The sequence below is a fragment of the Castellaniella defragrans 65Phen genome (genome assembly GCF_000612685.1).
GTDB lineage: Bacteria > Pseudomonadota > Gammaproteobacteria > Burkholderiales > Burkholderiaceae_B > Castellaniella > Castellaniella defragrans.
Genome location: NZ_HG916765.1, coordinates 1,795,858 through 1,816,528 on the forward strand (window position 1 = coordinate 1,795,858; position 20,671 = coordinate 1,816,528).

Genomic DNA, 20,671 nt, shown 5'->3' on the forward strand with positions numbered 1-20,671 from the left:
GCGAACCATGGTTTCCCGCCTGGTTTCGTGCTAGAATCTTTCGTCTAACCAGGAATTTTCCTTTAACTTCACCGTGGGCGCACCGGGATCGAATTTCCGACGTCCATGAATTTACAGGCTTTCAAGGATTTACATGCCGATTGTCCGCCTCAAAGAAAACGAGCCCTTCGAGGCTGCCCTGCGGCGCTTCAAGCGCACCATCGAAAAGACGGGGCTTCTCACCGAGCTGCGCTCGCGCGAGTTTTATGAAAAGCCCACGGCCGAGCGCAAGCGCAAGCGTGCCGCCGCCGTCAAGCGTCACTACAAGCGCATCCGCAGCCAACAACTGCCGCCGCGACTCTATTGATTGATTCCTGAATCCTTCATTCAGGAACTGCTTGCGCGCGTCGATATCGTCGACGTCGTCGGCCGGTACGTCAAGCTGCGCAAAGGGGGCGCAAACCTGCTGGGTTTGTGCCCTTTTCACAATGAAAAGACGCCCTCGTTCACCGTCAGCCCGACCAAGCAGTTCTACCATTGCTTCGGCTGCGGCGCGCACGGCACCGCGCTGCGGTTCCTGAGCGAGCACACCGGGGCGCCGTTCCCGGAGGCCGTGCGCAGCCTCGCGGCCAGCGTGGGCATGACCGTGCCCGAAGAACCCCGCAGCCCCCGCCAGCGCGCCGCCGACCGCGAACGCCGCGAGGAAGGCTCGCGCCAGCAGCACATCCTGGAGCAGGCCCAGGCGCACTACCGCGCCGCCCTGAAGCAGGCCCCCGAGGCCGTCGAATACCTGAAGCGCCGCGGCCTGAGCGGCGAGATCGCCGCCCGCTTCGGCCTGGGCTGGGCCAGCCGCGACCGGCGCGGGCTGGCGGCGGTCTTCACGCACTACGAGGACCCGGCCCTGCTGGAATCGGGGCTGGTGATCGAGGCCGAGGACGGCCGGCGCCACGACCGCTTCCGCGGCCGGATCATGTTCCCCATCCACAACCAGCGCGGCCAGCTGATCGGCTTCGGCGGCCGGCTGATCGAGCCGGGCGAGCCCAAGTACCTGAATTCCCCCGAGACCGGCCTGTTCTCCAAGGGCAACGAGCTCTACGGCCTGCACGAGGCGCGCGCCGGCATCCGCGCCGAGGGCTGCGTGCTGGTGGTCGAGGGCTACATGGACGTGGTGGCCCTGGCCCAGTACGGGCTGAACAACGCCGTGGCGACGCTGGGCACGTCCACCACGCCCGAGCACCTGCGCAAGCTGCGCCGCGCCAGCGACCGCATCGTCTTCAGCTTCGACGGCGACGGCGCCGGGCGCAAGGCCGCCTGGCGGGCCCTGCAGGCCTGCCTGCCCTGGGTGGCCGAAGACCTCTCCATGCGCTTCCTGTTCCTGCCGGAAGGCCACGATCCGGACTCCTACGTGCGGGCCTACGGCGTCCAGGCCCTGCGCGCTTATCTGGACGAGGCCGTGCCCCTGTCGCGCTTCATGCTCGACGAGCTGGCCGGGCGCCACGACCTGGACGAGGCCGAGGGCCGGGCCGCCTGCGTGCACGAGGCCCGGCCGCTGTTCGCGCAGATGCCCGAGGGCGGATTCCGCCTGCAGCTGGAGCGCGAATTCGCCCGCCAGGTCCGCCTGACGCCCGAGGAACTGGCGCAGCTCCTGGCCGCCGCGCCGGCGGCCGGCGCTCCCGGACCGCTCCCCGGGACGGGGCGCCGGCCCGCCGGGCAGGGGCAGGGCGGCGCGGCACCCGCCCCGGGCGGCGCCGCGCGGTTCGCCCGGGCGCAGGGCGGCCATGCGCCGGAGCCGGAAGACGGCCCCTGGCCGGGCGCCGGGGACTTCGGCGCGGGCCTGGCGCCGGATGCCGTGCCGCCCTGGCTGGACGCCGCGCCGCCGCAGGCGCCGCGCGCGCCCGGCCGCCCGCCGCGCCGGGGCGGGGGATCGCGCCAGGTCACGCCCATGGCGCGCCGGCTGCTGCGGCTGCTGCTGGCGCATCCCGCCCTGGTGGCCGGGCTGGGCGACCACCAGCTTGAATTGCTCGCCCATCATCCCCATCTGGGTTTGGTAAGGCAGCTCATCGGCCTGGCCAGCACCTGCGGCGCCGCGCATGCCGGGGCGCTGCTGCAGGCCGCCGACCCGGAATCGGACCTCGCGCGGGCGATCCAGGACCTGTCCACCGAACTGATGGCCCAGGACCTGCCCGATCCGCAGGCCGAATGGGACGACGCCCTGCGGGCCATCGAGCGCCAGACGGTGCAGGACCAGTGCGACCGGCTGATCGAATCGGGGCTGGAGACGGCGGAAGACCGCCGCCGCTACCAGGAGCTCAGCCGCCGCCTGGCCCGCCTCAAGGCGGGAGCGGGATGAGGCCGGACACAGGACAGTCCCTGCGGACTGTCCTGTGCCGGCCGAATCCGACCGGCCTGCAGGCCGGGAGGTGGGGGGATGCTGCGGCTGAAGATGCACCGTGCCGGCCGAATCCGAGCCGCTTGCAAGCGGCGAGGTGGATGAACCGGGACACACGGCAGTCCTCTGCGGACTGCAGTGTGCCTGGTGAATCCGACCGGCCTGCAGGCCGGGAGGTGGAGAGATGTCACGGTTTGAAAATGTCACTGTCTGCCGGATGCAGTAAACTATATGGTTTTCAATAAGTTGTCGCATATCGTGGTACAACCCGCGGTGCACCCCTACGGAACCCACACATGACCCAAGGAACTGGCAAGGCCCCCGAGGCCGCCAAAAAAACGGCTGCCAAGAAAACCAAGGCGGCGGGCGTCGCGCCCGAAGCCGAGGTGAAGTCGGCCGGGGTGGCTGCTGCGGAGTCCGCAGCGCCCGTGGCCAAGAAGGCCGCCCGCAAGGCCGCGGCTGAAAAGCCCGCGGCTGTGAAAAAGGCCGCCAAGGCCGTGCCCTCGGGGCGCAAGCCCGGCCGTCCGGCCAAGAACGCCGGCGGCGACGGGGCCGACTACGTGGACGACGACGTCGAGGACGGCGAGGTCATTCCCGACCTCAAGCCGCTGCCCAAGCGCGGCGGCAAGCGCGCCAAGGGCGAGAAGGACAGCCCCTCGCGCAGCCAGATGACGCCCGAGGAACAGGAAGCCCGGCGCAACCGCCTGAAGATCCTGATCAAGCTCGGCAAGGACCGCGGCTACCTCACCTACGGCGAGATCAACGACCACCTGCCCGACGACCTGGTGGACGCCGAGGCCATCGACGGCATCATCAGCACCTTCAGCGACATGGGGATCTCGGTCTACGACCAGGCGCCGGACGCCGAGACCCTGCTGATGAGCGACAACGTGCCCACGGCCGCCAGCGACGACGACGTCGAGGACGAGGCCGAGGCCGCCCTGACCACCGTGGATTCGGACTTCGGCCGCACCACCGACCCGGTGCGCATGTACATGCGCGAAATGGGCACGGTCGAGCTCCTCACCCGCGAAGGCGAAATCGAGATCGCCAAGCGCATCGAGGACGGCCTCAAGCACATGGTCATGGCCATCGCGGCCTGCCCGACCACGGTCAACGAGATCTTGGAACACGTGCGCCGCGTGCGCGAGGGCTCGGCCCAGATCGACGAGGTCGTGGACGGCCTGATCGACGAGGAAGGCGAGGACTACGCCGGCTCCGGCGTGGCCTCGGACGAGGACGACGGCCCGGCCGGCGGCATGAGCAGCAAGCAGCTGGAATACCTGCGCACCAAGGCCCTCAAGATCTTCGACGAAGTCGAAGTCTGGTTCGACAGGATGCGCCAGGCCTTCGAGGCCGAAGGCTACCGTTCCGCCGCCTACGTCCAGGCGCGCGAGGCCATCCACGCCCAGCTGATGGGCGTGCGCTTCACCGCCAAGATGGTCGAGCGCCTGGCCGACGCCCTGCGCGCCCAGGTCGCCGAAGTCCGCGCCCAGGAGCGCGCCGCCATGGCGATCTGCGTCACCCGCGCCGGCATGCCGCGCAACCACTTCATCAAGGCCTTCCCCGGCAACGAGACCAATCTCGGCTGGGTGGACGAGGAAGTCGCCGCCGGCCACGACTACTCCGAGACCCTGGCGCGCCACGCCCCGGCGATCCAGGAAATCCAGCAGAAGCTGATCGAACTGCAGCGCAACGTGGTGCTGCCCCTGAAGGACCTGAAGGACGTCAACAAGCGCATGGCCACCGGCGAAGCCAAGGCCCGCAAGGCCAAGCGCGAAATGACCGAGGCCAACCTGCGCCTGGTGATTTCCATCGCCAAGAAATACACCAATCGCGGCCTGCAGTTCCTCGACCTGATCCAGGAAGGCAACATCGGCCTGATGAAGGCCGTGGACAAGTTCGAGTACCGGCGCGGCTACAAGTTCTCCACCTACGCCACGTGGTGGATCCGCCAGGCCATCACCCGTTCGATCGCCGACCAGGCGCGCACCATCCGCATCCCGGTGCACATGATCGAGACGATCAACAAGATGAACCGGATCAACCGCCAGATCCTGCAGGAGACCGGCGCCGAGCCGGATCCCGCCACGCTGGCGCAGAAGATGGACATGCCGGAAGACAAGGTCCGCAAGATCCTCAAGATCGCCAAGGAACCGATCTCGATGGAAACCCCCATCGGCGACGACGACGATTCCCACCTGGGCGATTTCATCGAGGACACCGGCACCGTCTCGCCGTCGGACTCGGCGCTGCACGGCTCCATGCGCGACGTCGTCAAGGAAGTCCTGGATTCGCTCACCCCGCGCGAAGCCAAGGTCCTGCGCATGCGCTTCGGCATCGAGATGAGCACCGACCAGACCCTGGAAGAAGTCGGCAAGCAGTTCGACGTCACGCGCGAGCGCATCCGCCAGATCGAGGCCAAGGCCCTGCGCAAGCTGCGCCACCCCAGCCGCGCGGACAAGCTGAAGTCCTTCCTCGAAGGGCAGTGATCGGGGCTTTTCCGGGCCGTTGCCGGATCGACGGGGCCGCCTTCGGGCGGCCCCGTTTCAATTTCGGCGCTTCAGTCTTTCAGCGTCCCGGTCTTCCGGTTCGCTGAACCGTCCGTGTCCCGGCCTTTCAGCATCCCATCCTCCCGGCGCCTCAGCCTTTCAGCTTGCGGTACAGCGTGCTGCGGTGGATGCCCAGGCGGCGCGCGGCGCGGCTGACGTTGCCCTGGCAGGCGCGCAGGGCCTGTTCGATGGCCTGGCGTTCCAGCGCGCGCAGGCCGGCGGCCGGCGGGGTCGCACCCGTGTCCGTGTCCGACAGGCCGGTGCCGATGCCGGCACCGGTCCGGGCCGCCGGCGCCCCGCCGCGGAACGCATCGGCGAGGGCGATTGGACCGATGCCGTCCGCACCGATGCCGCCTGGGCCGATGCCGTCTGGACCGGCGGGCGCGCAGGCCGGCGGCGCGATGTCTCCGGGCAGGTCGCGGGCCGCGACGGGCGCGGGCCCCGGGTGCTGGCAGCGCAGCCGGCGCAGCACGCTGAACAGTTCCCGGTAATTGCCCGGCCAGTCGTGGCGGGCCAGCGCGGCCAGCGCATCGCCGGCCAGGTGGCCCTCCAGGGCCCGGTAGGCGTCGCCGATGAAGGCCGCCAGGTCGGGCCGCGCGCGCAGCGGCGGCAGCTGCAGCGGCATGTCCTGCAGGCGGTAGTACAGGTCGGCGCGGAACCGGCCCTGCGCCACCAGTGACTTCAAGTCCTGGTGGCTGGCGCTGATCAGGCCGAATTCCAGGGGCACGCGCTTGTCCGAGCCCAGCGGCTGGACCTCGCGCTCCTGCAGGACCCGCAGCAGCCGGGTCTGCAGCGCCAGCGGCATGTCGCCGATCTCGTCCAGGAACAGCACACCGCCCTGCGCCTGCCGCAGCAGGCCGCGCGCGCCTTCGCGCCGCGCGCCGGTGAAGGCGCCCGGCTCGTAGCCGAAGAGTTCGGATTCGACCAGGTGCTCAGGCAGGGCGGCGCAGTTGATGGCGACGAAGGGCCCGGTGCGCCAGACGCTGCGGGCGTGGATGTGGCGCGACAGGACTTCCTTGCCCGTGCCGGTCTCGCCGCACAGCAGGACCGCCAGGCCCGTGTCCAGGGCGCGCACGGCCTGGTCCAGCAGGGGGCTGCTGACCGCGTCGGGCTCGGGCAGGGGACGGGCCGTGGGGCGGACGGGCGCCGGGGCCGGGGGCCGCGCCGTTGCCGGCGGCGCGGGCGCGGGGCGTGCCGGCGCGGGCGGCGGCCCGATCAGGCGGCCGGTCAGGGGCTGGCCGTCGTGGCGGTGCAGCGGCGCGTCGCGGCTGCGCAGCGGCCCGTCGATCCATTGCGCGCAGGGCGTGCCGATCAGGCGGCCCCAGTCGGCGTCCAGCGCGCGCAGGGCGGCCTCGTTGGCGCCGGCGATGCGGGCATCGTCGTCCAGCAGCAGCAGGGCGTGGCCGTCGTCCTCCGGCCCCCGGCCGAGGCGGAAATCCAGCCGGCGCAGCGGGCTTTCGCCCAGGATCTGGTCGGCGATGCCCCGCGCCATGCGCTGCACCAGGGCCAGCATGGTGTCGCGCATGTCGTCGGCCGGGCCGGACAGGTCGAGGATGCCGAGGATCTCGCCGGTGGCCGAGAAGATGGGCGCGGCGTGGCAGCTGAGGATGCTGTTGCAGGCGAGGAAATGCTCCGCGCCGTGGATGCGCACGGCGCGGCCGTCGTGCAGGGCCGTGCCGATGGCGTTGGTGCCGCGCAGGGGCTCGGCCCAGCTGACGCCGGGCTGCAGCGCCACGCGGCGCGCCTTGTCCTGGAAGCTGCGGCTGCCGCGTTCGTGCAGGATCAGGCCGCTGGGGTCGGCCAGCAGCACGACGCTGTGCGCCGAATCCGCCAGCGTGCCCAGCGCCCCCAGGCTGGGCTCGGCGGCGCGCAACAGGTGCCGGTGGGCCTCGCGGCGCAGGTCCAGGTCGGCGCGGGGCAGGGGATTGGGATCGGCCAGCAATGCGGGATCGAGGTCGGCGCAGCGCGCCCAGGACTGATGGATGCGCGCCGCCGCCTGCGGGCGGGCGCCCGGCGCCAGGTGGATCGTGGGCGGTGTCTGCATGGAGTCCTCCGTGCGGGGTGTCGCGGATGCTGTCGCAATCCGCGCCGAAGACTGTCGCCGCTTGCGGCGCGGCTTGTCGCAAAATGCGACAAGTCCATGTTTTGGAAGCCGAATCGGATCCAGTATGCCACCGTGGCCCGGTCTTTGAAAGCCGCGTCCGGAGAACCGCGCGGCGCCTGCCGCCGCTCCGGTCCGCGGCCCGGCATGGCGGCGCGCGCCGATTCCGCCCGGGACCGCGGGCAGTGCCGGGCGATAGTTGGCACGGTCCTTGCTTTGACGGAAGAGAGCACCGCCGCGCAGCGCGGCGGCGCGTCCGGGGTCCCGCCCGCGCAGGGTCCGGCCCCCTACCAAGGAGACAGACATGGACATGACCGACCTGAAGCACTTTGGCATCGATATCGGCTTTCCCTACAAGAAGCACTACGAGAACTACATCGGCGGACGCTGGGTGGCGCCGGCCGCGGGGCAGTATTTCGACAACCTTTCGCCGATCACCGGGCAGGTGTTCTGCGAGGTCCCGCGTTCGGACGCCGCCGACGTCGAGGCCGCGCTGGATGCCGCCCACGCCGCGCGCAAGGCCTGGGGCGAGACCTCGGTGACGGAGCGCGCCGGCGTGCTGCTGCGCATCGCCGACCGCATGGAACAGAACCTGCGCCTGCTGGCGGTGGCCGAGACCATCGACAACGGCAAGCCGCTGCGCGAGACCATGGCGGCGGACCTGCCCCTGGCCGTCGACCACCTGCGCTATTTCGCCGGCTGCATCCGCGCCCAGGAAGGCGGCATCTCGGAAATCGACAAGACCACGGTGGCCTACCATTTCCACGAGCCCATGGGCGTCGTGGGGCAGATCATCCCCTGGAACTTCCCCCTGCTGATGGCCGCCTGGAAGCTCGGCCCGGCCCTGGCGGCGGGCAACTGCGTGGTGCTCAAGCCCGCCGAGCAGACGCCGGCCTCGATCCTGGTGCTGATGGAACTGATCGGCGACCTGCTGCCGCCCGGCGTGCTCAACATCGTCAACGGCTTCGGCAAGGAAGCCGGCGCGGCGCTCGCCTCCAGCAAGCGCATCGCCAAGATCGCCTTCACCGGCTCGACCCCGACCGGCAAGCACATCCTGCGCGCGGCCGCCGACAACCTGATCCCCAGCACGGTGGAGCTGGGCGGCAAGAGCCCCAACATCTTCTTCGCCAACGTGATGGACCAGGAAGACGCCTTCTTCGACAAGGCGCTGGAAGGCCTGAGCATGTTCGCCCTGAACCAGGGCGAGGTCTGCACCTGCCCCTCGCGCATCCTGATCCAGGAATCCATCTACGACCGCTTCATCGAGCGCGCCGTCAAGCGGGTCGAATCCATGAAGACCGGCCACCCCCTGGACGCCTCCACCATGCTGGGCGCCCAGGTATCCAAGGCGCAGATGGACAAGATCCTGGGCTACATCGACATCGGCCGCGAGGAAGGCGCCCGCTGCCTGACGGGCGGGGCGCGCAACGTGCCCGGCGCCGGCCTGGACCAGGGCTTCTACGTCAAGCCCACGCTGCTGTTCGGCGAGAACGACATGCGCGTCTTCCAGGAGGAAATCTTCGGCCCCGTGGCCTCCGTCATGACCTTCCGTGACGAGGACGAGGCCATCGCCATCGCCAACGACACCGACTACGGCCTGGGGGCCGGGGTGTGGACGCGCGACGGCTCGCAGGCCTACCGCGTCGGGCGCCAGATCCAGGCCGGCCGGGTCTGGACCAACTGCTACCATCTCTACCCGGCGCACGCCGCCTTCGGCGGCTACAAGCAGTCCGGCATCGGCCGCGAGAACCACAAGATGGCGCTGAACGCCTACCAGCAGACCAAGTGCCTGCTGGTCAGCTACAGCCCGGACGCGCTCGGGTTCTTCTGACGCAGACGTGACGCCGGCCCGATGGCCGGCGTCCTTCATTCAGCCTTTCCCAGTCTTTCAAATCAGAGCCGGGCTCCGAAAAGAAGGGCGCTCCGCCGGAGCGCCGGGGGAGCCTTTGGCCGGAAAAAGGAGAACACATCGATGGAAACCACCATGAAAGCCGCCGTCGTACGCGAATTCGGCAAGCCGCTGGCGATCGAGGAAGTCGCCGTGCCCCGGCCCGGTCCGGGCCAGATCCTGGTGCAGATCGAGGCATCCGGAGTCTGCCATACCGACCTGCATGCCGCGCACGGCGACTGGCCGGTCAAGCCCAAGCCGCCCTTCATCCCGGGCCACGAGGGCGTGGGCTACGTGGTCGGCCTGGGAGCCGGCGTGCGCCACGTCAAGGAAGGCGACCGCGTGGGCATCCCCTGGCTGTATTCGGCCTGCGGGCATTGCGCGCATTGCCTGGGCGGCTGGGAAACCCTGTGCGAGAGCCAGCAGAACACCGGCTATTCGGTCAATGGCGGCTTCGCCCGCTACACCGTCGCCGAGGCCGACTACGTCGGCCGCCTGCCCGATGGCGTCGGCTTCGTCGAGATCGCGCCGGTCCTGTGCGCGGGCGTCACCGTGTACAAGGGCCTGAAGGTCACCGACACCAAGCCGGGCGACTGGGTGGTGATCTCGGGGATCGGCGGCCTGGGCCACATGGCGGTCCAGTACGCCCGGGCCATGGGCCTGAACGTCGCGGCGGTGGACATCGACGACGGCAAGCTCGCGCTGGCGCGCCGGCTGGGCGCGGAGGTGACGGTGAACGCCCGGGAAACCGATCCCGCGGCGTACCTGCGGCGCGAAATCGGCGGCGCCCACGGCGTGCTGGTGACCGCCGTGTCTCCCAAGGCCTTCGAGCAGGCCCTGGGCATGGCGCGGCGCGGCGGCACGATCGCCCTGAACGGCCTGCCGCCGGGCGACTTCCCCCTGCCGATCTTCGACATGGTGCTCAACGGCATCACCGTGCGCGGCTCCATCGTCGGGACCCGCCTGGATCTCCAGGAGGCGCTGGATTTCGCCGGCGCCGGGAAGGTCGCGGCCACCGTCTCCACCGAGAAGCTGGAGAACGTCAACCAGGTCTTCGAGCGCATGCTGCAGGGCCGCATCGACGGCCGCGTCGTGCTCGACATGGCGGCCTAGGCCGGGGCCCGGACCTGATCCCCGACCTGATCCCGGTCCCGGAGCCGGCCGGGCGGGATTGCGCCGCGGCCGGCCCGCGCGGGCGGGCGCGGCCCGGCCGCCGCCCCGGCCTCAGGCCGCCTGGCCGACCCGCAGGGCGGCCTGGCCCTGGGGCTCGACCAGGCCGAGCGGCTGGGCCTGGGCGGCGGTGTCCGTCGGCATCTCGCCCGAGGACAGGGCCGCGTCCAGGCGGCGCGTGTCCAGCTCGCCTTCCCAGCGGGCCACCACCACGGTGGCGGTGGCGTTGCCCACCAGGTTGGTGAGCGCACGGCATTCCGACATGAAGCGGTCCACGCCCAGGATCAGGGCCATGCCGGCCACCGGCACCGAGGGGATGACCGACAGCGTGGCCGCCAGCGTGATGAAGCCGGCGCCGGTGACGCCGGCGGCGCCCTTGGAGCTGAGCATGGCCACCAGCAGGAGCAGGATCTGGTCGCCCAGGCTCAGGGGAATGTCGCAGGCCTGCGCGATGAACAGGGCCGCCATGGTCATGTAGATGTTGGTGCCGTCCAGGTTGAAGGAATAGCCCGTGGGGATCACCAGGCCCACGACCGACTTGGAACAGCCGGCGCCTTCCATCTTCTGCATCAGGGTGGGCAGGGCGGCTTCCGAGGAACTGGTGCCCAGCACCAGCAGCAGCTCCTCGCGGATGTAGCGCACCAGCTTCAGGATCGAGAAGCCGTTGTAGCGGGCCACCGCGCCCAGCACGAGCAGCACGAACAGCACGGCGGTGGCGTAGAACGTGCCCACCAGCATCGCCAGGTTCAGCACCGAGCCGATGCCGTACTTGCCGATGGTGAAGGCCATGGCGCCGAAGGCCCCGACGGGCGCGGCCTTCATCAGGATCTCCACGATCTTGAAGACCGGCGCGGCCAGGGCGGTGAGCAGGTCCAGCACCGGCTTGGCGCGTTCGCCGATGATGGCCAGGGCGATGCCCGCGAGCACGGCGACGAACAGGACCTGGAGGATGTCGCCGCTGACGAAGGGGCTGAACATCGTGGCCGGGATGATGTTCATCAGGAAGCCGCTGATGGTGGAATCGTGCGCCTTGGACACGTAGGTGGCCACCGCGCCCTGGTCCAGGGACGCCGGATCGATGTGCATGCCGGCGCCGGGCTGCACGACGTGGCTGACGATCATGCCGATGACCAGCGCCAGGGTCGAGAAGGTCAGGAAATACAGCATGGCCTTGCCCGTGACGCGGCCGACCTTCTTCAGGTCGCTCATGGCGGCGATGCCGGTCGTCACGGTCAGGAAGATCACCGGGGCGATGATCATCTTGACGAGCTTGATGAAGCCGTCGCCCAGGGGCTTCATGGCTTCGCCCAGCGCGGGCGCGTAGTGCCCGAGCAGGATGCCCACGGCGATGGCGAACAGCACCTGGACGTAGAGGATCCGGTAGAACGGCAGTTTGCGCGCGGGGAGGGCGCGGGTCGGGATATCGAGCATGGTCTGTGTCTCCAGACAGGGCCGGGCGGGGCGGGTCCGCCGCATCGGCCCCGGCATCTTTTTCAAGGGAAGGCGGCATCCTCGCAAGACCCGCCGCAGAAGGACAAAGCAATCTCCATGCCAGTTTTTCCGGACGCTCCGGAATGGACAGTATCCGATTGATTGGAAAGAATTTTCCCGCGCCGGCGGCGGCATGCCGGCTGCCGGACCGCCGCCCTCCGGATCCGGGCTTGGCGGAATTCCGCACACCCATGCGGTAGAATGTCCGAAATTCCGCCAGGACGAGCATGCCTCTCCCCCCTCCCTCCGCCGCCGCGCGCGCCTCCGGGCGCCGGCCATCCGTCTGGCTGGTGCGCTGGCTGCTGGCCGTCGCGGCAGCCGCCCTGCTGGCGGGCGCGCTCTGGGGCGCCGGCGCCTGGGCGCGGGAGCGCGCCCTGCGCGATCTGGAATCCCAGGCGCGCGTCTCGGCGCAGTTGAGCCTCACCGCGCTGGGCCACAAGCTCGACAAGTTCCGCGCCATTCCGCGCGTGCTGGCGCAGGACACGGCGCTGGAGGCCGCGCTGGAATCCCCCGCCCCGGCCGCGCTGGAGGCGCTGAACCGCCGCCTGGAGACGCTGAGCCGGGAACTGGGGCCTTCCGTCCTGTACGTGCTGGACGCGAGCGGCTGGACCGTGGCGGCGAGCAACTGGCGCGAGCCGGATTCCTTCGTCGGCCATGACTACCGCTTCCGGCCGTATTTCAGGGACGCCATGGCCGCCCGCGACGCCGCGCATTTCGCGCTCGGGGTGGTGAGCCACGAGGCGGGCCTGTACCTGTCGCGCCGGATCGACGGCGCGCACGGCCCACTGGGCGTGGTGGTGCTCAAGATCGGCTTCCGCGACCTGGAATCCGCCTGGGCCCGCAGCGGCATGCCGCAGTTCGTCACCGACGGGCGCCAGGTGGTGCTGCTGGGCTATCCGGAGGACTGGCATTACCGGGTGGCGCGGCCCATGTCGCCGGTCGAGGCGGTGCAGGTCCGCGCCAGCCTGCAGTTCGGCGCGGCGCCCCTGGATCCGCTGCCCCTGGAGCCGTTCCTGGTGGACGAGGACCTGTCCCCGGCGCCCCTGCTGCGCCTGACGCGCGCGGCGGCCGGCCTGGACAAGGGCGCGCGCGTGCTGCACGTCGAGCAGGCCGTGGCGCACATGGACGGCTGGCGCCTGCATCTGCTCAAGCCCGTGTCGGCCGCCCTGGCCCAGGCCGCGCTCGCCGCCCAGGCGCTGACCCTGCTGGTCCTGACCGCCCTGGGCATGGCGGGGTGGTGGGCGGCGCAGCGGCGGCGGCGGGCGCGCGCGCTGCAGGCGGCGCGCGACGCGCTCGAAGCCGAGGTGCGCGTGCGCACGGGCGAGCTGCGGCACGCCAACGAGCGGCTGCGCGCCGAGATCGACGAGCGCCGCCGCGCCGAGGCGCGCCTGCACGAGATGCAGGACGAACTGGTCCAGGCCAACAAGCTGTCGCTGCTGGGGCAGGTCGTGGCGGGCGTGGCGCACGAGATCAACCAGCCGGTCGGCGCGATCCGGACCTATGCCGACAATGCCGGCGAATTCCTGCGGCGCGGCCAGCCCGACCGCGCGCACGAGAACCTGTCCACCATCGCCCGCCTGACCGAGCGCATCGGCGGCATCACCCAGGAGCTGCGGGCTTTCTCGCGCAAGCGGGTGGCCTGCGTGGAGGCGGTCGAGCTCGACGCGGCGCTGGATGGCGCGCTGATGCTGGTCGGGCCGCGCCTGGGCCGGCAGGGCGTGCGCCTGGAGGACGGGCGCGCCGGGCCGTCGCCCCGGGTGCGGGCCGACGCCATGCGCCTGGAGCAGGTCTTCGTCAACCTGCTGCACAACGCGCTGGAGGCCCTCGCGCAGGCCGAACGCCCCTGCGTGCGCCTGAGCGTCGCGCGCGCCGGCGGGCGGGTGCGGGTGCGCATCGAGGACAACGGGCCGGGCATCGATCCGGCCGCGCGCGAGCACCTGTTCACGCCCTTCTTCACCACCCGGGCGCAGGGCGTGGGGCTGGGCCTGGTGATCTCGCGCGACATCCTGGCCGAGTTCGGCGGCACGCTCGAAGCGCTCGACGCCGCGCGGGGCGCGGCATTCGAGGTGGCACTGGAACCGATGGAGGAGGGAGCATGAATCCCGTGGAAGTGCTGTTCGTGGACGACGACGCGGACGTGCGCGACGCCAATGCGCAGGCGCTCGACCTGCAGGGCGTGTCCGTGCGCGCCTGCGCGAGCGCGCTGGAGGCCCTGGACCTGCTCACGGACACGTTCCCCGGCGTCCTGGTCACCGACGTGCGCATGGCCGAGATGGACGGCCTGACGCTGTTCCGGCACGTGCGGCGCCTGGACCCGGAGATCCCCGTGATCCTCATCACCGGGCACGGGGACATCGAGATGGCGGTGGGCGCCATGCGCGAGGGCGCCTACGATTTCCTCTCCAAGCCCTACGCGCCCGAGCGGCTGCTGGCCGCCATCCGCCACGGCGCGGCGCAGCGGCGGCTGGTGCTGGAAAACCGCCGGCTGCGGGCGCAGGCCGAGCGCGAGGGCGATGCCGCGGAATCGATGCTGATCGGCAACGCGCCGGCCATCGTGCGGATCCGCGAGCTGCTGCGGCACGTGGCCGACGCCGACGTGGACGTGCTGGTGCACGGCGAGACCGGCAGCGGCAAGGAGGTCGTCGCCCAGGTCCTGCACCGGCTCAGCCGCCGGCGGGACGCGCCCTTCGTCGCCATCAACTGCGGCGCGCTGCCCGAGTCCGTGATCGAGAGCGAGCTGTTCGGCCACGAGGCCGGCGCCTTCACCGGCGCGCAGAAGCGCCGCGTGGGCCGCATCGAGCATGCCGACGGGGGCACGCTGTTCCTCGACGAGATCGAGAGCATGTCGCCGGCGATGCAGGTGCGCCTGCTGCGCGTGCTGGAAACGCGCCAGGTCGCGCCGCTGGGCACCAACGAGCAGCGCGCCGTGGACCTGCGGGTGGTGGCCGCCACCAAGGCCGACCTGGGCGATCCGGCCCTGCGCGCGCGCTTCCGCGAGGACCTGTACTACCGGCTCAACGTCGTGACGGTGAACATCCCGCCGCTGCGCGAGCGGCGCGAGGACATCCCGCTGCTGTTCGCTCATTTCGCGGGCCTGGCCGCGCGCCGCTTCGGCTGCCCGGCGCCGCAGGTGGATCCCGCGCTGTGGCGCCACCTGATGCGCCACGACTGGCCCGGCAACGTGCGCGAACTGGCGCATTTCGCGGACCGCTGCGCGCTGGGCGTGCAGCAGGTCCCGGCGGCGGACCCGGCCGCGCCGGCGGGAGACGCCGGCAGCCTGCCCGAGCGCGTCGAGCGCTACGAGGCCGAATTGATCCGCGAGGCCCTGGCCGCCCACGGCGGCGACATCCGCGGCACGCTGGCGGCGCTGGGGCTGCCGCGCAAGACGCTCTACGACAAGCTGCGCCGCTACGGCATCGACCGGCAGGCCTATGCGCGCCCGGGCGCCGCGGACGAGGCCCGCGCCGCGCCGGCGGACGAGCCCGGCGCCTGAGCCGGGGCGGCCGCTGCGCGGCCCTGCTCCCAGGCGCGCCGGCGGAACGCGCGCGGCGACTCCCCGGCCGCCTTGCGGAAGAAGCGCGTGAAATGCGCAGGTTCCGAGAATCCCAGGGCGTCGGAGATCTCGCCGATGGTCATCGAGGTGTAGATCAGGCTGCGTCCGGCCTCCAGCGCCAGCCGCTCGTGGATCAGCTGCAGCGGGGACTTGCCGGCATGGGCGCGGGTGATCACGTTCAGGTGCGCGGCGGTCATGCCCAGCCGCGCCGCGTACCAGGCCACGTCGTGGTGCGCGGCATACGAGGCTTCCAGCAGTTCGCCGAAGCGCGTGTGGTGTTCCAGGCCCCGCGGGCGGGGCGGGGCGCCGGGTTCGGTGCCCGGGCGGCGGCTGCGCAGCCGCGCGTAGATCAGCGTCAGCCAGGCCTCGATGCGCGCGTCGCGGAACTCCTCCTGGGTCAGGTAGCGGGCGTTCAGCTGCGCGAAGGCCTCGCTCAGGTTCGCGCCGTCCTCGTCCGCGAGGGCGTGCAGGACCGGCTGCGGCGGCGGGGCGGCACGCGGCCCGAGCAGGCGGACCAGACGCATCAGCAGAGGATAGGCGATCGTCACGACGTGGCCGGCGCAGTCCTCGTCGAACTCGAATCCATGCACGAAGGCCTGCGGCACCTCGATGACCGCGGGCCCGTCCACGGCGTGCCGCGCCTCGTCCAGGCAGACGACGGCCCGGCCCCGCTGCAGGTGGAGGATCTGGTAGAGCCCCGAATGCCGGTGGGGCCGGATATGCCAATTGTGCAAGCGGCTGCGCGAGGCGATGGTTTCGCAATGCACCCGCTCCGCTCCGGACCATTCTTCCCGCCCGCCGTAGAGCTTGAAGATCGGCGCATGATCGAAATATTTCATCCTGGCAAGTTTAATCCTCAAAAGTCCATTCCAAAAGGGCTTGGGCGGGCGCACTATCTGTTCCACGCTCGGTGCCCGGCAAAGGCACGGACCGGACCCGGGCGATCGTCCGCCGCCCCGCCCGCCGGGGAGACGGCCCCTGGAAAAAGCCACCTGCAAAGATTTCACCTGGAAAGAGAATGGAGGAACATATGAAGACGCAAGTCGCCATCATCGGCGCGGGCCCCTCGGGGCTGCTGCTGGGCCAGCTGCTGCACCGCTGCGGCATCGACAATGTCATCCTGGAGCGCCACACGCCCGACTACGTGCTGGGCCGCATCCGCGCCGGCGTGCTGGAGTACGGCTTCGTCGACCTGATGCGCGAGGCCGGCGTGTCCGAGCGCATGGACCGCGAGGGCCTGGTGCACGGCGGCATCACGCTGTCCTTCCAGGGGCGGCGCGAGCACGTCGACCTGAAGGCGCTGACCGGCAAGTCGGTGCTGGTCTATGGCCAGACGGAAGTCACGCGCGACCTGATGGCCGCCCGCCAGGCGAGCGGCGCGCCCATCTGCTACGAGGCCGAGGACGTGCAGCTGCACGATTTCCTGGACGGCAGGCCGCGCGTCACCTTCACCCACCAGGGCCGGAAGAAGACGCTGGAATGCGATTACATCGCCGGCTGCGACGGTTTCCACGGCGTTTCGCGCAAGTCGGCGCCCAAGGACAGGATCAAGGAATTCGAGCGCGTGTATCCCTTCGGCTGGCTCGGCCTGATGTCCGACACGCCGCCCGTCGAGGACGAGCTGATCTACGTCCACAACCCGCGCGGCTTCGCGCTGTGCAGCATGCGCTCGCACACGCGCAGCCGCTACTACATCCAGTGCAGCCTGGCCGAGCACGTCGAGGAATGGTCCGACGACCGCTTCTGGACGGAACTGTCGGCCCGCCTGCCCGAGGACGTCGCGGCCAAGCTGGTGACCGGCCCCTCGATCGAGAAGAGCATCGCGCCGCTGCGCAGCTTCGTGGCCGAGCCGATGAAGTTCGGCAAGCTGTTCCTGGTGGGCGACGCCGCGCACATCGTGCCGCCGACCGGCGCCAAGGGCCTGAACCTGGCCTCCAGCGACGTCTACACGCTCTACCACGCGCTGCGCGGCGCCTGCCTGGAGGGGCGCCCCGAGCTGCTGGACCGCTACTCGGAAATCGCCCTGCGCCGCGTCTGGAAGGCCGAGCGCTTTTCCTGGTGGATGAGCATGCTGCTGCACACGTTCGACGACGACGCCTTCAGCCAGCGCATCCAGAAGGCCGAGCAGGACTACTACACCAGCACCCGGGCCGGCCTGACCACCATCGCGGAAAACTACGTCGGCCTGCCCTACGAGCCGGTGGCCTGATCCGCATGCGCGTGTTCGCCGCGCGCGCCCGCCGCGAGGCAGGGCGGCCCGGCCGATGGCTCGGCCCACGGGCCGTCGGGCCATTCCGCGGGGAGTTCGACCGGCAGTTCGGCCGATAATTCGGCCGGCGGCTCCGCGCCGGGCGCCAGCGCCCGGCGGCGGAAGTCCTTGGGCGAGACGCCCGTCAGCCGCTTGAAGAAGCGCGTGAAATAGCCCGGGTCGGCGAAGCCGAGCGAATCGGAGATCGCGCCGATGGGGCGCGGCGTGTAGATGAGCTCGCGGCGGGCCTCCAGCAGCAGCCGCTCGTGGATCAGTTCCAGGGCGGACTTGCCCGTCAGGGCCTGGACGACGGCGTTCAGGTGGGCGGGCGTCACGCCGATGCGCTGCGCGTACCAGGCCACCCGGTGCTGGCGGGCGTGGTGGTCCTCGATCATCCGGGCATAGCGCGTCAGGTGCTGGCTGCCCGGATCGACGCCGGCGGCGGCCGGGTTGGCCGGGTAGCCCTGGCGATGGATCCAGACCAGGATGACCGACAGCAGCGATTCCAGCAGCGGCCCGCGCTGCGGGCTGTGCAGGCCGCGGTATTCGCGGTCCAGCTGGCGGAAGCTCAGGGCCACGTGCCGGCCGGCCTCGTCCGTGCCCATCACCAGCACGGCCGGATCGGTGGCGGCGGTCAGCGCCAGCCCGAAGCGCGCGCACAGCCCGTGCAGCAGCGCGTAGGTCAGCGTCAGGATGTAGCCGTTCGAGCCCGGGCGGAAGATGAATTCGTGCACCACCCGCTGCGGCACCAGCACCAGCCGCCCCGGGCGCAGCGTGCGCTCGCGCCCGTCCAGCACCACCGTGACCTCGCCCGACTCCAGGAACAGCACCTGGAACAGGTCCGTGTGCTTGTGGGCCGTCACATGCCAATTGTGCAATTTTTCCTGGGCCGCGATGGTTTCGCAGTAGAGCGGGTCCGATGCGGTCCAAACGTTGCCGTAGCCATACAGCTTATAGATGGGGATGGCAGTGTGGTCATGGGCCGGCGGCGCCGGCGTCAGGGACTCCATGGGGTCCTCCCGGGAGTGGGGGCATGCATCCACGAAATGTACATTTTTAAAAATCAAAAGTCCATTCTCCAAAGATCCGTCCTGCGTCACCATGGGCCTGTCCGTACCCGCCGCGACATCGGCGCGGTGGGACCTCTCTCAACCACAAGGAGACATCAATGACAGCAGCGACACGCAAGCGCCGGCGGGAGATCCCCGGCACCATGATCTTCGATGGCGACCTGGCCCGCATCGGCTACGCCCTGAACCGCATGTGCTTCAGCTTCAACGCGGCCGAGTGCCGCGAAGCCTTCCTGCGGGACGAGGAAGCCTACATGACGCGCTACAACCTGACGGAAGCGCAGAAGGAGGCCGTCCGCAGCCGCCAGGTCCTGAAGATGATCGCCGCCGGGGGCCACCCCTACTACCTGGCCAAGCTGGCGGGCATCTTCGGTCTGGACATGCAGGACATCGGCGCCCAGCAGACCGGCGTCACCAAAGAGGCCTTCCAGGCCAAACTCGTTGCGGCAGGAGCATGACCATGGCACATCTCATCGGCAGCATCAGCACGTCCCACGTCCCCGCCATCGGCGGCGCCCTGGCCCACCAGAAGCAGCAGGATCCGTACTGGAAGCCCTTCTTCGACGCCTACGGCAAGGCGCGCGAATGGCTGGCGCGCGAGCGTCCCGACGTGGTGGTCATCGTGCACAACGACCATGGCCTGAACTTCTTCCTCGACAAGATGCCGACCTTCGCCGTGGGCGCGGCGGACGTCTACCGCAACGCCGACGAGGGCTGGGGCATTCCGCCGCTGGCGGCGGCGCGCGGCTGCGTGGACCTGTCCTGGCACATCGTCGAGACCCTGGTCGCGGACGAATTCGACATCACCACCTGCCAGGAAGCCCTGGTCGACCACTCGGTGTCGCTGCCCCTGGCGCTGCTCTGGCCGGAAGGCAAGGAAGCCGGCGAATGGCCGGTGGAGATCGTGCCGGTGTGCATCAACACCGTCCTGGCGCCGTATCCCTCGGCCGCGCGCTGCTACCGTATGGGCCAGTCGCTGCGCCGCGCGATCGAATCCTGGGACGACGACCGGCGCGTGCTCGTCATCGCCAGCGGCGGCCTGTCGCACCAGCTCGACGGCGAGCGCGCCGGCTTCATCAACAAGTCCTTCGACCAGCAGTTCATGGAAAGCCTGGTGGACGATCCGAAATGGATCACCCGGTACTCCAACGAAGAGCTGGTGGAGCTCACCGGCACGCAGGGCATCGAACTGCTGATGTGGGTGGCGGCGCGCGGCGCCCTGGACGACATCCCGGTCAAGCAGCACCACGCGCACTACCACGTGCCGATCTCCAACACGGCCACCGGGCTGCTGGTGCTGGAACCGGCCTGATCCGGCTTGGTCTTCGGCCGTATCGCGCCGTCGGTTCGCCTCGCCGGGCGGCAGCACCGTCTCCGGCTTCCCGCCTGGCGCCCCGGCTGAATGCGGGCCCGGCGGGGTCAGCCGGAAAGCCCCCGCCGCGCCAGCCAGCCGGTGATCGCCGACAGGCAGGCCGCGGGCGCCTCGAACGGCGCCATGTGGCCGGCGCCCCCGATGGCCTCCAGGGTCGCGTCCGGCACCCTGGAGGCCATGTCCGCGTGGCGGTCGAGCGGGCTCCAGCGGTCCTCGGTGCCGCTCATGAGCAGCACGGGGCAGGCGAGCCGGCCCAGCAGGCCGCTCGCGTCCGGCCGGCCGATCAGGGCCTGGATCTGGCCGGCGAAGGAATCCGGCGTCGAGCGCAGGACCATGGCGCGCATCCTGGCCATCAGGGCGGCGTCGCCGCGCGTCGCGGACGCGATCATGCCGTCGAGCCAGCCGTCGGCGATGGCCTGGATGCCGCCGGCCCGGGCGGCGCGCACCAGGGCCATGCGCTTTTCGCTCTCGCCTTCGCCCAGCCCCCGGTAGCCGGTGTTCATGAGGATCAGGGCGCGGCAGCGCCGCGGCGCCCGGCGCGCCATTTCCAGGGCGACGCGCCCGCCCATCGAATGCCCCGCCACGATCAGCGGCCCGGTCGTGCGCGCCAGGATCTCGCGCGCCGCCTCGGGCAGGGAATCGATGCCGCTCAGGTCCGCGGCCAGGACGTGGCCCAGGCGCGAAAGCGGGCCGATGAAGTCGGCCCAGGTGTCCGCGTCGCACAGCAGGCCGTGCAGCAGGACGAAGGTGGGGCGCGTATCGTTCATGAAGTCTCCTGGAAATGACGGTGGGGGATGGATGCGTGCGCGGGCCGCGCCGGCCGGCCGGCTCGCGCGCCGGCCCCGGTCTGGACGATAA

The 20,671-nt window shown here is 70.5% G+C and carries 15 protein-coding genes; 10 read left to right on the forward strand and 5 right to left on the reverse strand.

Annotated elements, in window-relative coordinates; translation table 11 throughout:
• Window positions 1-133: 133 nt before the first annotated feature.
• The 3 genes from rpsU (at window position 134) to rpoD (ending at window position 4,860) form a co-directional block, all read left to right on the forward strand.
• The gene (rpsU, locus tag BN940_RS08100) at window positions 134-346 is read left to right on the forward strand and encodes a 30S ribosomal protein S21 (protein WP_043681943.1); all 213 of its coding nucleotides are present in this window, start codon (window positions 134-136) and stop codon (window positions 344-346) included.
• Window positions 347-2,329: a DNA primase gene (gene dnaG / locus BN940_RS08105; protein ID WP_043681946.1), complete on the forward strand. Its 1,983-nt coding sequence runs from the start codon at window positions 347-349 to the stop codon at window positions 2,327-2,329. It begins immediately after the preceding gene.
• A 335-nt stretch (window positions 2,330-2,664) separates the two neighbouring features.
• Complete coding sequence (gene rpoD, locus BN940_RS08110; RefSeq protein ID WP_043681948.1) at window positions 2,665-4,860, forward strand: RNA polymerase sigma factor RpoD; 2,196 nt, start codon at window positions 2,665-2,667, stop codon at window positions 4,858-4,860.
• A gap of 151 nt (window positions 4,861-5,011) precedes the next feature.
• On the opposite strand, the gene BN940_RS08115 is transcribed toward rpoD, so the two are convergent.
• Complete coding sequence (locus tag BN940_RS08115) at window positions 5,012-6,964, reverse strand: sigma-54-dependent Fis family transcriptional regulator (RefSeq protein ID WP_084330580.1); 1,953 nt, start codon at window positions 6,962-6,964, stop codon at window positions 5,012-5,014.
• Between the two features lie 361 nt (window positions 6,965-7,325).
• On the opposite strand from BN940_RS08115, the gene exaC reads away from it, so the two are divergent.
• Both exaC and adhP read left to right on the forward strand, forming a co-directional pair.
• A complete protein-coding gene (gene exaC / locus BN940_RS08120) occupies window positions 7,326-8,852 on the forward strand; it encodes an acetaldehyde dehydrogenase ExaC (protein WP_043681950.1) in 1,527 nt (508 codons plus the stop codon).
• A gap of 141 nt (window positions 8,853-8,993) precedes the next feature.
• Entirely contained in the window at window positions 8,994-10,022 is a 1,029-nt protein-coding gene (gene adhP / locus BN940_RS08125) for an alcohol dehydrogenase AdhP (protein WP_043681954.1), read from the forward strand.
• Between the two features lie 111 nt (window positions 10,023-10,133).
• Here adhP and BN940_RS08130 read toward each other — a convergent pair whose 3' ends face one another.
• A complete protein-coding gene (locus BN940_RS08130; protein WP_052355700.1) occupies window positions 10,134-11,510 on the reverse strand; it encodes a dicarboxylate/amino acid:cation symporter in 1,377 nt (458 codons plus the stop codon).
• 287 nt (window positions 11,511-11,797) lie between these two features.
• Between BN940_RS08130 and BN940_RS08135 the strand changes: the two genes are divergently transcribed.
• Window positions 11,798-13,669, forward strand: a complete 1,872-nt coding sequence (locus BN940_RS08135; protein WP_052355701.1) for an ATP-binding protein — start codon at window positions 11,798-11,800, stop codon at window positions 13,667-13,669.
• Window positions 13,666-15,063 carry a sigma-54-dependent transcriptional regulator gene (locus BN940_RS08140; protein ID WP_043681957.1) on the forward strand — a complete coding sequence of 466 codons (1,398 nt, stop codon included), beginning with the start codon at window positions 13,666-13,668 and terminating at the stop codon, window positions 15,061-15,063. Before BN940_RS08135 ends, BN940_RS08140 begins: the two co-directional genes overlap by 4 nt.
• Here the strand turns inward: BN940_RS08140 and BN940_RS08145 are convergent.
• Window positions 15,000-15,962, reverse strand: coding sequence for a helix-turn-helix domain-containing protein (locus tag BN940_RS08145; RefSeq protein WP_052355702.1), 963 nt, complete (start codon window positions 15,960-15,962; stop codon window positions 15,000-15,002). The two genes, BN940_RS08140 and BN940_RS08145, sit on opposite strands and share 64 nt — an antisense overlap.
• A gap of 191 nt (window positions 15,963-16,153) precedes the next feature.
• Here BN940_RS08145 and pobA point away from each other — a divergent pair, with 191 nt between their 5' ends.
• Window positions 16,154-17,332 carry a 4-hydroxybenzoate 3-monooxygenase gene (pobA, locus tag BN940_RS08150; protein WP_043686414.1) on the forward strand — a complete coding sequence of 393 codons (1,179 nt, stop codon included), beginning with the start codon at window positions 16,154-16,156 and terminating at the stop codon, window positions 17,330-17,332.
• Here the strand turns inward: pobA and BN940_RS08155 are convergent.
• A complete protein-coding gene (locus tag BN940_RS08155; protein ID WP_052355703.1) occupies window positions 17,314-18,381 on the reverse strand; it encodes a helix-turn-helix domain-containing protein in 1,068 nt (355 codons plus the stop codon). The two genes, pobA and BN940_RS08155, sit on opposite strands and share 19 nt — an antisense overlap.
• A 158-nt stretch (window positions 18,382-18,539) precedes the next feature.
• Here BN940_RS08155 and BN940_RS08160 point away from each other — a divergent pair, with 158 nt between their 5' ends.
• Window positions 18,540-18,899, forward strand: coding sequence for a protocatechuate 4,5-dioxygenase subunit alpha (locus BN940_RS08160; protein ID WP_043681960.1), 360 nt, complete (start codon window positions 18,540-18,542; stop codon window positions 18,897-18,899).
• 2 nt (window positions 18,900-18,901) lie between these two features.
• Window positions 18,902-19,753: a class III extradiol dioxygenase family protein gene (locus BN940_RS08165; RefSeq protein ID WP_043681963.1), complete on the forward strand. Its 852-nt coding sequence runs from the start codon at window positions 18,902-18,904 to the stop codon at window positions 19,751-19,753.
• Between the two features lie 107 nt (window positions 19,754-19,860).
• Here the strand turns inward: BN940_RS08165 and BN940_RS08170 are convergent, their stop codons facing one another.
• On the reverse strand, window positions 19,861-20,580 hold the full coding sequence (locus BN940_RS08170; RefSeq protein WP_043681967.1) for an alpha/beta fold hydrolase: 720 nt from the start codon (window positions 20,578-20,580) through the stop codon (window positions 19,861-19,863).
• Between the last annotated feature and the right edge of the window lie 91 nt (window positions 20,581-20,671).

Coding starts and splice junctions, on each gene's coding strand:
- rpsU (WP_043681943.1), top strand. CDS start 134: ATGCCGATTGTCCGCCTCAAAGAAAACGAGCCCTTCGAGGCTGCCCTG.
- rpoD (WP_043681948.1), top strand. CDS start 2,665: ATGACCCAAGGAACTGGCAAGGCCCCCGAGGCCGCCAAAAAAACGGCT.
- BN940_RS08115 (WP_084330580.1), bottom strand. CDS start 6,964: ATGCAGACACCGCCCACGATCCACCTGGCGCCGGGCGCCCGCCCGCAG.
- exaC (WP_043681950.1), top strand. CDS start 7,326: ATGGACATGACCGACCTGAAGCACTTTGGCATCGATATCGGCTTTCCC.
- adhP (WP_043681954.1), top strand. CDS start 8,994: ATGGAAACCACCATGAAAGCCGCCGTCGTACGCGAATTCGGCAAGCCG.
- BN940_RS08130 (WP_052355700.1), bottom strand. CDS start 11,510: ATGCTCGATATCCCGACCCGCGCCCTCCCCGCGCGCAAACTGCCGTTC.
- BN940_RS08135 (WP_052355701.1), top strand. CDS start 11,798: ATGCCTCTCCCCCCTCCCTCCGCCGCCGCGCGCGCCTCCGGGCGCCGG.
- BN940_RS08140 (WP_043681957.1), top strand. CDS start 13,666: ATGAATCCCGTGGAAGTGCTGTTCGTGGACGACGACGCGGACGTGCGC.
- BN940_RS08145 (WP_052355702.1), bottom strand. CDS start 15,962: ATGAAATATTTCGATCATGCGCCGATCTTCAAGCTCTACGGCGGGCGG.
- pobA (WP_043686414.1), top strand. CDS start 16,154: ATGAAGACGCAAGTCGCCATCATCGGCGCGGGCCCCTCGGGGCTGCTG.
- BN940_RS08155 (WP_052355703.1), bottom strand. CDS start 18,381: ATGGAGTCCCTGACGCCGGCGCCGCCGGCCCATGACCACACTGCCATC.
- BN940_RS08160 (WP_043681960.1), top strand. CDS start 18,540: ATGACAGCAGCGACACGCAAGCGCCGGCGGGAGATCCCCGGCACCATG.
- BN940_RS08165 (WP_043681963.1), top strand. CDS start 18,902: ATGGCACATCTCATCGGCAGCATCAGCACGTCCCACGTCCCCGCCATC.
- BN940_RS08170 (WP_043681967.1), bottom strand. CDS start 20,580: ATGAACGATACGCGCCCCACCTTCGTCCTGCTGCACGGCCTGCTGTGC.